This window comes from Burkholderia diffusa (assembly GCF_001718315.1).
Lineage (GTDB): Bacteria > Pseudomonadota > Gammaproteobacteria > Burkholderiales > Burkholderiaceae > Burkholderia > Burkholderia diffusa_B.
Genome location: NZ_CP013362.1, coordinates 1688547 through 1704301 on the forward strand (window position 1 = coordinate 1688547; position 15755 = coordinate 1704301).

General features: G+C 72.2%; 3 protein-coding genes. All 3 read left to right on the forward strand.

Annotated elements, in window-relative coordinates; genetic code table 11:
- Positions 1–9: 9 nt before the first annotated feature.
- The 3 genes from WI26_RS07820 to WI26_RS07830 are packed head-to-tail and all read left to right on the forward strand — an operon-like array spanning position 10 to position 15745.
- On the forward strand, positions 10–9714 hold the full coding sequence (locus WI26_RS07820; protein ID WP_069226372.1) for a non-ribosomal peptide synthetase: 9705 nt from the start codon (positions 10–12) through the stop codon (positions 9712–9714).
- 9 nt (positions 9715–9723) lie between these two features.
- On the forward strand, positions 9724–14730 hold the full coding sequence (locus tag WI26_RS07825; RefSeq protein WP_069225663.1) for a non-ribosomal peptide synthetase: 5007 nt from the start codon (positions 9724–9726) through the stop codon (positions 14728–14730).
- Positions 14720–15745: a GNAT family N-acetyltransferase gene (locus WI26_RS07830; protein ID WP_069225664.1), complete on the forward strand. Its 1026-nt coding sequence runs from the start codon at positions 14720–14722 to the stop codon at positions 15743–15745. Before WI26_RS07825 ends, WI26_RS07830 begins: the two co-directional genes overlap by 11 nt.
- Positions 15746–15755: the final 10 nt, after the last annotated feature.

The following is a 15755-nucleotide window of genomic DNA, read 5'->3' on the forward strand; positions in this document are numbered from 1 at the left end:
TTCACGCACATGACGAGTTTCCCGACTGCGCTGCATCACCGAATTCGCGAACTGGCGCGCCGTGCGCCAGACGCGCCCGCGCTCGCCGCGCCTTTCCAGAGCGACCTGCGCCTGTCGCGCGGCGCGCTCGACGCGCGCGCGTCGTACCTTGCCCGCCAATTGCGCGCGGCCGGTGTCGGCGCGGAAGTGCGGGTGGGCGTCTGCGTGGAACGCTCGTGCGAGCTGTTCATCGCGTTGCTCGCCGTGCTGAAGGCGGGTGGCGTATTCGTGCCGCTCGATCCGCGTCATCCGGCCGCGCGGCTGGACTGGATCGTGCGCGACGCGCAACTGCGCCACGGGATCGTCGACGCGGCCGGCCGCGCGGCGCTCGGCGCGCCGTTCGAACACGCGTTCGACGCGATGTCCGCGGATGCGGGTGCCGCCGCCTTCGTCGACGACGAGGACGTGCCGGTACATCCGCGCTCGGCGGCCTACATGATCTACACGTCGGGCTCGACCGGCACGCCGAAGGCGGTGGTCGTCGAGCACGGGCCGCTCGCCGCGCATTGCGACGCGCTCGCGGCCGCGCTGCCGATCGAGGGCGGCGACCGCCTGCTGCATTTCGCGTCGGTCAATTTCGATGCCGCGCACGAGTGCTGGCTCGCGCCGCTCGCGGTCGGCGCGAGCGTGACGATTGCGCCGCCGCAGCCGTTCGCTCCGGACGCCGCCCATGCGCTGATGGTGACGGAATCGATCAGCGTCGCCGCGTTTCCGCCTGCGTATCTGCGCGAGTTCGCGGCCGTCGCCGCGCGCGACGGCGTCCCGTCGGCGTTGCGCGTGCTCGCGTTCGGCGGCGAAGCGCTGCCGCAACAGGCATTCGAATTCGTGCGCCGCACGTTCCCGTCGGTTCGGCTGATCAATGGCTACGGGCCCACCGAGGCCGTGATCTCCCCGATGCTGTGGCCGGTCGAGCCAGGCGACGCGCCGGCGTTGGCGACGGGTGATGCCTATGCGGCGCTGCCGATCGGTCGCGCGATCGGCCCGCGCGTCGCGCGCATCGACGGCGACGGGGCCGACGAGCAGGGCGACCCGGGCGAGGGCGGCGAACTGCTGCTCGGCGGCGTATGTCTGGCGCGCGGCTACCACGGCCGCCCGGCGCTGACGGCCGAACGCTTCATTCCCGATGCGCACGGCGAACCCGGTGCCCGCGTGTACCGAACCGGCGACCTCGCGCGCCTGCGCGCCGACGGCACGTTCGACTATCTCGGCCGCCTCGACGACCAGGTCCAGGTGCGCGGCGTGCGTGTGGAGCCTGCGGAAATCGCCGCGTGCCTGCGCGCGCATCCGGCGGTGGCCGACGCAGCCGTCATCGCCGAAACCGGCAATGGGCCCACGCGGCTGATCGCGTGCGTCGCGCTGCGCGCGGCGGCCGACGATGCGACGCTGAAGGCGCACGTGGGCGCGCAGTTGCCCGCCGCGTGGCAGCCGCATCGGTTCGTGCGCTGCGATGCGCTGCCGTACACGCTGAACGGCAAGATCGACCGTGCCGCGCTACGCGAGCGCATCGCGGCCGCCCGCGACACGGAACGACCCGCGGGCGACGCGCCGCGCACGCCGACCGAACAGCAGATCGCCGGCCTCTGGCAAACGCTGCTTGGCCTCGACGCGACGCCGTCGCGCGACGAGCGCTTCTTCATGCTGGGTGCCGACTCACTCGCCGCGATGCAACTGCAGGCCGCGATCCGCGCCGCGTTGCGCGTGAACCTGCGGCTCGACACGCTGTTCGCCGATCCGGCGCTGGCGGAACTGGCCGCGCACGTCGATCGCGCGGAACGCGAAACGGGCGAGCCGCTGGCCGCGATTGCCGCACGCCGCGCGCCGGCCGATGCCGCCGCATCGGATGTCCCGTACGTCGATCGCACCGCTTCGCTCGCCCAGCAGCGTTTCTGGGTGCTCGCGCAAACGCGCGACGCCGGCGCCGCGTATCACATCGCCGCACACTGGACGATCGACGGTGCGCTTGACCACGCCGCATTGCAGCGCGCGCTCGATCACGTGATCGAGCGGCACGACGCGTGGCGCACGACGCTCGTCGACAACGACGACGGCATCGTGATGCAGCGCATCCATGCCCATCTGCCGGTTACGATCGGGACGATCGACCTGCGCGGGCAAGCGCCTGCCGCACGCGACGCGCAAGCCGCGCGCATGGCCGAGCGCGACGCAGGCACGCCGTTCGATCTGTCGAACGGGCCGCTGCTGCGCGCGACGCTCATCGCGCTTGCCGACGATCGTCACCGGCTGCTGCTGACCGCGCACCATGCGATCAGCGATGGCTGGAGCTCGCGCTGCGCATTCGACGAACTGTCGGCCGCGTATCGCGCGTATGCGGAAGGCTGCGATCCGTCGTTGCCGGCACTGCCGATCCAGTACGCCGACTATGCGGACTGGCAGCGCGACATGCTCGCCGGCGGCGAGGGCGAGCGTCAGCTCGACTACTGGCGCGATGCATTGCGCGACGTGCCGGGCCCGCTCGCGCTGCCGGTCGACCGTCAACCGGGCGCGACGCGCACGCTGCACGGCGCACGCGTATCGGTCCGCCTGCCCGACGCGGTCGTCACCGACATCCGGCGTCTCGCGCGCGATGCGCAGGCCACGGTCTTCACGGTGCTGCTGGCCGCGCTCGACGCATGGCTGTCGCGCCTGACCGGCGAGACCGACGTGGTCGTCGCGGTGCCGGTCGCGCATCGCCAGCGCCCGGAAACGCGTGCATTGCTCGGCCTGTTCCTGAATACGGTCGCGCTGCGCGTGCGGGTGGCGCCGACGCTGCCGTTCCGCGCGCTGGTCGACGCGGCGCGCACGGCGGCGCTCGATGCGGTCGCGCACCAGGACGTCCCATTCGAGCGTGTCGTCGATGCGGTGAAACCGCCCGTCAAGCGCGGCGACGAATGGCTGCGCGTGAAATTCGCGCAGCAGTTCGATGCACGGCACGACAGCGTGCTGCCGGGCGCGACCGCGGTCGCGACGCCAGGGCCGGATCTCGCCGCGCGCTTCGACTTCGCGCTGGATTTCACCGACGACGCGCGCGGAATCGAACTGGTCGCCGCCTATGCGACCGACTGCATCGATGCCGACACCGCGCGCGCGTGGCTCGACAGCTATGCAGCGCTCGTCGCCGCCGCCGCCCATGAACCGCACCGCACCACGGCCGCGCTGCCGTGCGACGCATCGCCGGCGCTGCGCCAGCCGCGCGACGGCCGTGCGCTGGACATCGAACACGCGGACATCGTCGCCGCCTTCGCGCGGCAGGCTGCCGCGTATCCGCATCGCGTCGCGCTTGCCGATGCGTCGGCGTCGCTGACGTTCGCCGAACTCGACGATGCGTCGAACCATATCGCGCGTGCGTTGACGCTGCGAGGCGTGATGGCCGACGCACCCGTCATCGTCTGCATCGAGCGCTCGGCCCGCTTCGTCGTCGGCCTGCTTGGCGCACTGAAGGCCGGCGCGCTGGCGGTGCTGCTCGACCCGGCCCAGCCGGCCGCACGCATCGCGGCGGCGGCTGCCGATTGCGGCGCGCGCTGGGCGCTCGTCGCGCATGGTCGCGATGCGGCCGCGTGGCCGGCAGCCAGCACCGCACAGCCGCTCGATGTCGACACACTCGTGCATGACGCGACGCTTGCGCATGCGGACGGCGTACGCGTCGCGCCGCATCCCGAACAGGGCGCCTATCTGATCTACACGTCGGGTTCGACCGGCGCGCCGAAGGGCGTCGTCGTGTCGCACGGCGCACTGGCCGACTACGTGCAGGGGATGCTCGACGAACTCGCATTCGCACCGGACGCGTCGTTCGCGATGGTGTCGACCGTCGCCGCCGACCTCGGCCACACGACGCTGTTCGGCGCGCTGTGCGCGGGCCGCACGCTTCACCTGCTGCCGCCCGCGTGCGCGTTCGATCCGGACCTCTTCGCACACGAGATGCGCCGCCGCGACGTCGGCGTGCTGAAGATCGTGCCGAACCACCTGCAGGCGCTGCTCGACGCGCGCGTGCCGTCCGACGTGCTGCCGCGCCACGCGCTCGTGACCGGCGGCGAAACGTTGACGTGGGCGCTCGTCGCGCGCTTGGCCGCGCTCGCGCCGGCCTGTCGCGTGATCAACCATTACGGGCCGACCGAAGCGACCGTGGGTGCGATCGCGTGCGACACCGCGTCGATCGGCGCCGATGCGCGCGATCCCGCGAGCGGCGTGCCGCTCGGCCTGCCGCTGCCGAATGCGCGCGCGCTGGTGCTCGACGCGTTCGGCGCGTGCGTGCCGGCCGGTGCAACGGGCGAGTTGTATCTGGGCGGGCCGGGCGTGGCGCGCGGCTACCTGAACCGGCCCGCACAGACCGCCGAGCGCTTCGTGCCCGATCCGTTTACAGCCGGTGCGCGCCTGTATCGCACGGGCGACCGCGTGCGCTTGCGCGCGGACGGCCATCTCGCGTTCCTCGGCCGCATCGACGACCAGGTGAAGATTCGCGGCTATCGCGTCGAGCCGGGCGAGGTGAGCGCGGCGGTGCGCGCGGCCGGCCCGGTCGTGCAGGCCGAGACGCTCGCGATCGAGCATGACGGCCGCCTGCGGCTCGCGACGTTCGTCGTGATGCGCGACGGCGCGGCATTCGACGAGGCTGCCACGCGCGCGGCACTCGGCGCGACGCTGCCCGACTTCATGGTGCCCGCACAGTTCGTCGCGCTCGCGCGTCTGCCGGTGACCGCGAACGGCAAGATCGATCGCACGGCGCTGCGCGAACTGGCCGCCGCGCCGCTGGCGGTGGCCGTCGGCGACGCGCCGCGGGGTCCGGTCGAAACGGCGCTCGCCGAAGTCTGGCAGGCGGTGCTGAAAGCGCCGCACGTCGGCCGAGACGATAACTTCTTCGAGCTCGGCGGCGATTCGATTCTGGTGCTGCAGGTGATCGCACGCGCGCGCAAGCGCGGCGTGCGCTTCACGCCGAAGCAGCTGTTCGACGGCCCGACGGTCGCCGAACTCGCGCGCATCGCAAAGACCGAAGACGTCGCCGCCGCAACGCCGGCAACGACATCGGCAGCGCCGGCGCAGACGTCGGTTCAGGCCGCAACGGCTGCCGCGGCGGCGATCCTGACGCCCGCACAGCAGCGCTTCTTCGCGCTCGACGTGCCGCATCCGGGCCACTGGAACCAGTCGGTCGCGTTCGACGTGCGCGGTCCATTCGACGCCGATGCATTCGCGCGCGCGTTCGACGCATTGCTCACGCATCACGACGCGTTCCGCCAGCGCTTCGCACGCGGCGCGGACGGCCACTGGCACGCGAGTGATGCGGCGAAACCGTACGATGCGCTGCCGTTCGTCGAGGTCGCCGCCCGCGACGAAGCCGACGCGCTGGCGCGCTTCGACGCCTTGCAGCGCCGTCTCGATCTCGGCCGCGGGCCGCTCGCGTGCGCATGCGCCGCGCGGCTGCCGGACGGCGCGACGCAGTTGTATCTGGCGATTCATCATGCGATCGTCGACGGCGTGTCGTGGCGCATCCTGCTCGACGATCTGGACGCCGCGTATCGCGCCGCATGCGAACGCGCGCCGGTTCGCCTGTCGCAGCCGGGCATGCGTGCGGATGCCTGGGCCGCACGCCTCGCGCGTGCCGCGACGGAGCCGGTCTCGCCGTTCGCCGCCGAAACCGCTTACTGGACCCGGATGGCACAGGGCGACGACCTCGTGCCCGATCATCCCGACGCACCGGCGACGAACGCCGACGCGGCCGTCGTCGTGCAGACGATCGACGCAGCGTTGACTCGCGCCGCGCTGACCGACGCGCACGCCGCGTATCGCACGCAGACGATCGAACTGCTGGGCGCGGCGCTCGCACTGGCGCTGGCGGGCGCCGATGGCGCCGCCTCGTGCCGCGTCGAGCTCGAGGGGCATGGCCGCGAGGCGCTGTTCGACGATGCGGACGCGAGCCGCACGATCGGCTGGCTGACGAGCCACTTTCCGGTCACGCTGCCGGTCGAGGCCACCGCGCGCGACACGCTGTGCGCGGTCAAGGACACGCTTCGCGCGGTGCCGAACAAGGGCCTCGGCTTCGGCGTGCTCGCACACCACGGCGACGCGGCAACGCGTGCGGCGCTGGCCGCCGTGCCGCGTCCGCGCGTCACGTTCAACTATCTCGGCCAGTTCGATGCACCGCGCGACGCAACGCTCGTGCGGCGCTTCGGCGGCACCGGCATCGAGCGTGACCCGCAGGGGCCGCTCGGCAATACGCTCGCGATTCACGCGTACCTCGATACCGACCGCGACGGCGCACGCACGCTGAAGGTTCACTGGGTATACGGTGCGCCGCAGTTTGAGCGCGCAACGATCGATGCATTCGCGAATCGCTTCGCCGCCGCGCTGCGCGAACTCGCCGACGCATGCGCATCGCGTGTCGCGCATCGCGGCGGCGGTGCGACGCCGGGCGACTTCCCGCTTGCCCAGGCCGGCGGCCTCACGCAGGCCGCGATCGAGCGCGCACCGCTCGACTGGCGCACGATCGACGACGTGTATCCGCTGTCTCCGATGCAGCAGGGGATCCTGTTCCATGCGCTGTTCGCGCCCGGTCATGCAAGCTACGTGAACCAGCTCGTCGCGACCGCGACGGCGCTCGACGCCGATCGGCTCGCGGCCGCGTTCGCCGCATCCGTCGCACGCCACGACATCCTGCGCACCAGCGTGATGCCCGACGAGGCCGCGCCGCTGCAATGCGTGCATCGCGATGCGCGGATGCCGGTCGAGCAGCTCGACTGGCGGACGCGCGGCGACACGCTCGACACCGATTTCGATGCGTGGCTCGCGGCCGACCGCACACGCGGCTTCGACTGGCGGGAGCCGCCGCTGATGCGGCTCACGCTGATCCGCGTCGCCGACGATGCGTGGCGCGTCGTATGGACGCGTCATCACGTGCTGCTCGACGGGTGGAGCACCGCGCGCCTGCTCGCGGACGTGTTGCGCGACTATCGCGATCCCGATGCGGTGTCGCCGTTCGAGCGCCGCCCGGCACTGCGCTATCGCGACTTCATCGCGTGGCTCGGCACCCGCGACCGCGCGGCCGACGAGCGCTTCTGGACTGCGCGACTCGCGCGTCTCGACGCGCCGACACTGATCGCCGAGCGCGTTGCCGATCGTGCGCACGCCGAAATGGTCACATGGCGCGCGACGATCGATACGACGGCGGCGACGCGTGTCGCACAAACGGCGCGTGCGCTGAAGCTGACCGTCAACACGCTGGTGCAGGGCGCGTGGGCGCTCGCGCTGCAGCGCATGACGCACCAGCCGGCCGTCGCGTTCGGTGCGACCGTCGCGGGCCGTCCCGATGCGCTCGCGGACGTCGACACGGTACTCGGCCTCTTCATCAACACGCTGCCGGTCATCACGGCACCCGAGTCGCACCAGCGCGCGTCTGACTGGCTGCAGGCGCTGCAGCGCGACAACGCGGCTGCTGCCGAGCACGCGCATACGCCGCTCGCCGACATCCAGCGCTGGGCGCGCGGCGCCGGCGGTGCGCTGTTCGACACGCTGGTCGTGTTCGAGAACTATCCGGTCGACGACACGGCGCGCGACGCCGATCCGCGCGCACTCGCACTGAGCGGCGTGCGCAGCATCGAGTCCACGGATTTCGCGCTGACGCTCGTGATCGAGAGCGGCGCCGAGCTCACGATCGACTATGGCTACGACGCCGCGCGCATCGATACACACCAGGTCGAACGCTGGCACCGCGCGTTCGCGTGCGCGCTCGACGCGCTGGCGCGCACGCCGGATGCGCTGCTCGGCACGCTGTCGATCGCCGACGGCGAGACGCGCGCCGCTCTGGCGCTCGCACAGGACACCGCACGGGCGTGGCCGGATGCGCAACGGCAGCCGCTGCATCTGCAGTTCGCGGCCGCCGCACGCGCGATGCCCGACGCGATCGCGCTCGAATACGCGGATGCCGACGGCGGCGTGCAGCGCGCGACCTATCGCGAGCTCGACCTGAACACGACGCGCGTCGCCGCTGCATTGCGCCGGCGCGGCGTGCGACCCGACACGCCGGTTGCGTTGTGTGTCGAGCGTTCATTCGACATGGTGACGGCGCTCGTCGGCGTGCTGAAGGCCGGCGCCGCTTACCTGCCGATCGATCCCGACTATCCGGCCGAGCGCATCGCGTACCTGCTGTGCGACGCGCGGCCCGCGGTCGTGATCACGCAGGCGCATCTGCGCGAGCAGGTCGAGGTCGCGCTCGGCAACGACGCGTCGCCCCGGCTTCTGACGGTGGCCGATCTGCTCGCGGACGAAGCGGGCGATGTCGCCACCGACCTTGCAACCAACATCCACGATGCACAGCTCGCATACCTGATCTACACGTCCGGCTCGACCGGCAAGCCGAAGGGCGCCGGCAACTCGCACGGCGCGCTCGCGAACCGGATAGCGTGGATGCAGCACGCATACCGGCTGACTCGCGACGACGTCGTACTGCACAAGACGCCGTTCGGCTTCGACGTGTCGGTGTGGGAATTCGTGTGGCCGCTCGCGATTGGCGCGAAGCTCGCGATCGCCGCGCCGGGCGACCACCGCGATCCGGCCCGCCTCGCGGCCGCGATCCATGCGCACGGCGTGACGGTGCTGCACTTCGTGCCGTCGATGCTGGCGGCGTTCGCCGCGTATCTCGACGATTTTTCGGCCGCCGCGCAATGCGACAGCGTGCGCCTGATCGTCGCGAGCGGCGAGGCGCTCGCGCCCGAACTCGTCGCGAAGGTGGCGCGCCTCCTGCCAAGCGCGACGCTCGTGAACCTGTACGGGCCGACCGAAGCCGCGATCGACGTGTCGCACTGGACCTGCGGCCCCGACGACGCGAGCGCCGTCGCTGTGCCGATCGGCCATCCGATCGCGAACCTGCAACTGCACGTGCTCGACGCGGCCTGGCAACCGGTGCCGGCCGGCGCGACGGGTGAACTGTATCTGGCGGGCGCGGGCCTCGCGCGCGGCTATCTCGGCCGCCCGGGGCTGACCGCCGAGCGTTTCGTGCCCGATCCGTTCACGCCGGGCGCACGCATGTATCGCACCGGCGACCTCGCGCGGCGTCGCGCCGACGGCGCGCTCGACTACCTCGGCCGCGTCGACACGCAGGTGAAGCTGCGTGGCCAGCGAATCGAGCCGGGCGAGATCGAGGCGCTGCTGCGGGCCGCGCCCGGCGTGCATGACGCCGTCGTGATCGTGCGCGACGAGCAACTGGTCGGCTATGTCGCGTGTGGCGACGCGGGTTCGCTCGACCGCGCCGCGTTGCTGGATTCGCTGCGCGCGCAGTTGCCGGCCTACATGGTGCCGTCGCAGCTGATCGAGCTCGACGCGCTGCCGGTCACGCCGAACGGCAAGTGCGATCGCCATGCGCTGCCCGCGCCGGTGCGCGAGGCGGCCGCGGCCGTCGAACTAGCGACCGACACGCAGCGCGCGCTCGCGGCGATCTGGCAGCGCGTGCTGCACGTGGACGCGATCGGCCGCGACGACGATTTCTTCCAGCTCGGCGGCCACTCGCTGCTCGCGGCACAAGCCCATGCGCAGGCGAACCTGCACTGGGGCCTCGCGCTGCCGCTGCGCACGCTGTTCGACACCCGTACGCTCGCCCGCTGCGCGGAGGTGATCGACGCGGCCTGTGCGGCTCGCGGCGAGACCGACGCCGCGAGCGCGATCGATGCGTTGCTCGGCGAACTGGAAATTCAATAAGGACGACGGATGACGAAGGCTCAACCCGACTGGCTCGCGCTTGCGACGCGCTTCGCGCAACTGCCTGATGCGCAGCGCGCGGTGTTCATCGACAAGCTCGGCGCGGCAGGCATCGACTTCCGCATGCTGCCGATCCCGCCGCGCACGCCGCGCCGCGACCGCGTGCCGGCATCGTTCGCGCAGACGCGACTGTGGCTGCACGCGCGGCTGATCGACGCGCCGCACGCGTATCACATCACCGAACGGCTAGCGCTGACGGGACGGCTCGACGCGCATGCGCTGCGGCTTGCGTGCGATGCGCTGATCGCGCGCCATGAAGCACTGCGCACGACCTTCGACGAAGCGGAGGACGGCGTCGCGCAGACGATCCATCCGCCGCTGCGCTGCCCGTGGCGCGAGACGGATCTCGAAGCGTTGCCCGACGCGCAGCGCGTCGCGCGCGCCGAAAGCGTCGCAATGGCCGATGAAGCCGGCGCGTTCGATCTCGGCGTGGCGCCGCTCGTGCGGGCGCACCTGATCCGCTTCGACGCGACGCATCACTGGCTCGCGCTGACCGTTCACCACATCGTGTCGGACGGCTGGTCGTCGGGCGTGATGCTGGACGAGCTCGCGGCGTTCTACCGCGCGTATGCGTCGGGCGCGCCGGTGCCGCTCGCGCCGCTGCCGATCCAGTATGCGGACTATGCGCTGTGGCAACGCCGTTGGCTTGAAGCCGGCGAGCGCGACCGGCAGCTGGCGTTCTGGCGCGAGCGGCTCGACCCGCAGCGCGGCGTGCTGACGCTGCCGGGCGCGGCCGCCCGGCCTGCTCGCCGCAGCGCACGCGGCGGGCGTCACGTGTTTTCGCTCGATGCACGCACCGGTGCGACGCTGCGGGCGTTCGCGGCCGCGTCGGGCGCGACGCCGTTCGCGGTGCTGCTCGCGGCGCTCGACGTGCTGCTCGCACGCGCGACCGGCGATGCGCGGATCTGCGTCGGCGTGCCGGCCGCGAACCGCGAACGCGCGGAAACGGCCGGCCTGATCGGTTTCTTCGTCAACACGCTCGCGATCGACGTCGACGTGCCCGCGCACGGCGATTTCGCGTCGCTGGTCGCGCGCACGCAGCGCGCGCTTGTCGATGCGCAGATGCACCAGGACGTGCCCTTCGAGCAGGTCGTCGACGCGCTCGGCGTGCCGCGCAGCGCGAGTCATCATCCGCTGTTCCAGGTGATGGCCGCATACGGCGAGCGCCGCGCGCTGCCGGCGCTGGGCACGGCGGCAGCTGCCTTGCTGCCGTCCGGCACGCCGTCCGCGAAATTCGACCTGACGCTTTCCGTCGAGGCGACGCCCGACGGCACGTTCGACGCCGCGTTCATCTACGCGCTCGACCTGTTCGACGGCGACGCGATCGCGCGGCTGGCCGCACGTTTCGTCGCGCTGCTCGACGATGCGCTCGCGCGCCCGCATATGCCGGTCGGCGATCTCGACTGGCTGCCGGCCGACGAACGCGCGCAACTGTTCGCGTGGAACGCGCCGGCAGGCGCGGACGAAGCCGAACCGTTCGTTCCCGTGCACGCACGGATCGCCGCGCATGCGCAGGCACGGCCCGACGCACGCGGTGTGGCCGACATCGATCGCGCGCTGACGCGCGGCGAGGTCGACGCGCGCGCGGCACGCATCGCGCGCAACCTCGTCGCGGCGGGCGTGCGACCTGAAATGCGCGTCGGCGTCGCACTGCAGCGCTCGGTCGACCTGCTGGTCGCGCTGATCGCGGTGCTGAAGTCGGGCGCCGCGTTCGTGCCGCTCGATCCGGCCCATCCGCGTGAACGCCTCGCGCAGATCGTCGGCGACGCGGGCATCGCGCACGTGCTGACCGACGGCGCGAGCGCCGCATCGCTGCCGCAGCTGCCGGCACTGCGCATCTGGCGCGCGGACGAAGTCGACGGACTCGACGAAGCCGCGAACGTCGCGCTGCCGGACGTGCTGCCCGGCCATGCGGCCTACGTGATCTACACGTCCGGCTCGACCGGCAAGCCGAAGGGCGTGATCGTCGATCACGCGGCGTTCGCGCGGCATTGCGCGGCGATCGTCGAGCGCTACGGCGCGGGCGAGAACGACGTGTTCCTGCTGTTCCAGTCGGTCAACTTCGACGGCGCGCACGAAGGCTGGTTTTCGCAATACCTGTCGGGCGCCGCCGTGTCGGTGACGGCCGACGTGCTGTGGCCGCCCGCGCAGACTTGCGCGATGATGATTCGCGACGGCGTGACGATGACCTATGTGCCGCCCGGCTGCGCCGCGCAGCTCGCCGAATGGGCGCTCGCGCACGGCGCGCCGCCGACGCTGCGCTCGCTGACCGTCGGCGGCGAAGCGACGTCGCGCGAAGCGTTCGCGATGCTGCGTCGCGCGATGCCGAACGTGCGCGTGGTCAACGGCTATGGCCCGACCGAAACCGTGATTACGCCGACGCTGTGGATGTTCCGCCCCGGCGACGATCTCGCGAAACTGGGCGACGCCGCGTATCTGCCGATCGGCACGCTGGTCGGCGCGCGCACCGCGCACGTGCTGGACGCGCGGCTGCATCCGTTGCCGGTCGGCGTGATCGGCGAGCTGTACCTGGGCGGCGAGGGGATTGGCGTCGCGCGTGGCTATCTCGATCGTCCCGCGCTGACGGCCGAGCGCTTCGTGCCCGATCCGTACGGCGCGCCGGGCGCGCGCCTGTACCGCACGGGCGACCTCGTGCGGCGCCGCGCGGACGGCGTGTTCGACTTCATCGGCCGCGTCGATCATCAAGTGAAGCTGCGCGGGCTGCGCATCGAGCTCGGCGAGATCGAGGCGCAGCTGGCCGCGCACGATGCGGTGCGCGAAGCATGTGCGATCGTGCACGGGCAGGGCGCGCAGGCGCAGCTCGTCGCCTACGTCGAACTGACCGCCGACGCGCAGGCGGCCGCGCAACCGGTCGAGGCCGCGACGCTCGACGCGCACCTGCGCCGCACGCTGCCCGACTACATGGTGCCCGCCCAATTGATCGTGCTCGACGCGCTGCCGCGCAACGCGAACAGCAAGGTCGACCGCGCGCGGTTGCCGGCGCGGGTGCGCGTCGAACGCGCATATGAAGCACCGCACGACGGCGACGAAGCCGCGCTCGCGGCGATCTGGCGCGACGTGCTGAACGTCGAACGCGTTGGCCGTGGCGATCACTTCTTCGAACTCGGCGGCCATTCGCTGGCGGCAGTGCGCGTCGCCACGCGCGTCGCCGAGCGGCTCGGCCGCGACGTGCCCGTGCGTGCGCTGTTCGAAGCGCCGGTGCTCGCGCAATACGCGCGCCAGATGGCCGACGCGCCGCGCGCCGCGCACGGCGGCGCCGCGGCGCCGGGTATCGCGATGGTCAAACCCGATGCGCACGGCGTATGGCCGCTGTCGCCCGCGCAACTCGGCCTGTGGTTCCTGTGGCGCGCGCAGCCGGACAGCGCCGCGTACAACATTCCGGTCACGCTGCGCGTGCGCGGTCCGCTCGACGTCGACGCACTGCGCGCGGCGTTCTCGTCCACGACGGCCGCGCACCCGGCGCTGCGCACGCGGCTCGTCGCGCGCGACGGCATGCTGCCGGGCCAGCGGATCGTCGCCGCGACGCCCGTTGCGTTGCCGCTCGTCGACTTGTCGGCACGGCCCGATGCGCTTGCCCGGGCGGCGGCGCTGACCGACGCCGATGCGCTCACGCCGTTCGATCTCGCGGCCGATGCGCCGCTGTGGCGAGCCCGCGTGCTGCGTGTCGGCGACGAAGATCACGTGCTGTCGGTGACGATCCATCACATCGTGTCGGATGGCGAATCGATCGAACTGTGGCTCGACGCGGTGCGCGCACGCTATGTCGCGTTCGTGCGCGGCGAAGCCGCGTCAGCCACTTCGGCATCGACGTCGACGACGGCAGAAAACACGTCGCTCGTGCTGCCCGCGCCGTGCCGGCCGGCGCGCGTCGCGTACTGGTGCGACGCGCTGGCCGACCTGCCGCCGCCCGTGCTGCCGCAGCGCGCGAATGCGCCGGCCGTCCCGCAATGGCGCGCGACGCGCATCGCGTTCGAATTCGACGCATCGCTGATCCGTGCCGCGCGCGACGCGGCGTCGGCCGCGCACGCGACGCTGCCGATGCTGCTGCATGCGGCGCTCAACACCGCGCTGTTCCGTCTGACCGGTGCGGCCGACCAGCCGGTCGGCGTGCTGGCATCGACGCGCGAGCTGACGGGCGACGCAGCGCGCGACGCGCTCGGTCTTTTCATCAATTCCGTGGTCGTGCGCACGCGGCTCGACTCGGCGGCATGCCGCGCTGACGTGCTCGCGCAGGTGCGCGATACGGCGCTCGCCGCGTATGCGCATGCCGACGTGCCGTTCGCCGACGTCGTCGCCGCGCTGCGCGCGCCGCGTGCCGCGCACGCCAATTCGCTGTTCCAGGTGATGTTCAACTACCTGCGTCCGGCCGGTGCCGCCGCGCGCGACTGGGCCGGCCTGTCGCTTGCCGAGTTCGACGACGTGCGTCATCGCGTCGTGTTCACGCTGGAGCTGGACGTCGTCGAACATCCGGACGGCCGCGTGAGCGCCGCGTTCTCGTATGCGAACGAACTGCTCGACGGCGCATTCGTCGACGCGCTCGTCGGGCTTTACCACGACGAAGTCGCGCGTTTCGCGGGTGCGCAGCAAGTGGCGCTCGGCGCGCCCGATGCGCTGTTCGCCTCGTCGGCGGCGGTCGCGGACGGAGCGTCGGGCAGTCCGGCGGCGCACGTCGCGCCGTCATCGCGCGCGCCGCAAGCGGCAGCCGCGCTCGCCGCGCTGTGGTCCGACACGTTCGCGACGGCCGCGCCCGCAGCCGACGCCGACCTGTTCGAAGCCGGCGCGACTTCCTTCGACGTCGTGCGCTTCGTCGATGCGGCCTGCCGCGCCGGGCATGCACTGACGGTGGCCGACGTATTCGCGTCGCCGACGCTCGCGGCGCTCGGTGCGCGTATCGATGCGTCGGCTGAAACGGAGGAGGTGCGCGATGCTGGCTGAAGTGCGTCCGGACGGATTCACGATGCCGGATACCTGCCGTCTCGCATTCGCGGACGGCCTGTTCGCCGTGCGCGACGATGCGGAGATCCGCGTCGCGCAGGGCGACGGTATCGGCGCGCAGTTGCTGCGCGCGCAACTCGCGGACGACGGCACGCTGCGCCTCGTCGCGTACAACCATCGTGCGGCGCCGGGCGACCAGCGCCGCGCGCTGCTGGCCGCGCTCGCCGCCGCGTTTGCCGACGATGCGCGCCGTGCGGCGATCCGGCTCGACCCGGCCGCGTGGCCGGCGGTCGCGCTCGATGCGCTGCGCGCGAGCGGCGTGCTCGCCGACGGCGGTTTGTGCATGCGTGAAGGCTGGGCGCAGCAGGCCGATCTGTGGCGCGTCGGCACGCCGCTGCCATGCGCGACGCTGCCGATGCTGACCGACGGCCGGCGGCATCCGCGCCGGCCCCCCGCGCCGCGTGGCGACGTGTATGCGCGCGATCTGCCGGCGCTCGGCGTGCGCTTTACGCTGCGCGGCTGGCAGCCGGGCGAGGACGCCGTGCGCCTCGCGCACTGGTTCGACGCGCCGCGCGTGCGCGACGGCTGGCCGGGCACGCAGCCCGGCGCGGACGGCACGGCGCCCGATGCCGATCCGCACGTGACCCCGCTCGTCGGCTGCTTCGACGGCGAACCGTTCGCGTACGTCGAGGCGTTCTGGCTGAAGGAAGACCCGCTCGCGCCGCACGTCGGCGCGCGCGATTACGACCGCGGGTTGCGGATGCTGGTTGGCGAATCGCGCTGGCGCGGCCCGCAGTGCGTCGCGGGCTGGCTGCCGTCGGTCGTGCATTACCTGTTTCTCGACGATGCGCGCACCGAAGCGGTCGGCTGCGCGGTCCCGGGCGGCCGCGCGCGGGTCGTCGACACCCTCGCGCGGCACGGCTTCGCGCGGCAGCGCCGCCTGGCGCTCGCCGACGGGCAGCCGCTGTGGATGCGCACGTTGCGCGAGACCTTCTTCTCCGGCCGTCACGTGTGACGGGCCGGTT

Coding starts and splice junctions, on each gene's coding strand:
- WI26_RS07825 (WP_069225663.1), top strand. CDS start 9,724: ATGACGAAGGCTCAACCCGACTGGCTCGCGCTTGCGACGCGCTTCGCG.
- WI26_RS07820 (WP_069226372.1), top strand. CDS start 10: ATGACGAGTTTCCCGACTGCGCTGCATCACCGAATTCGCGAACTGGCG.
- WI26_RS07830 (WP_069225664.1), top strand. CDS start 14,720: ATGCTGGCTGAAGTGCGTCCGGACGGATTCACGATGCCGGATACCTGC.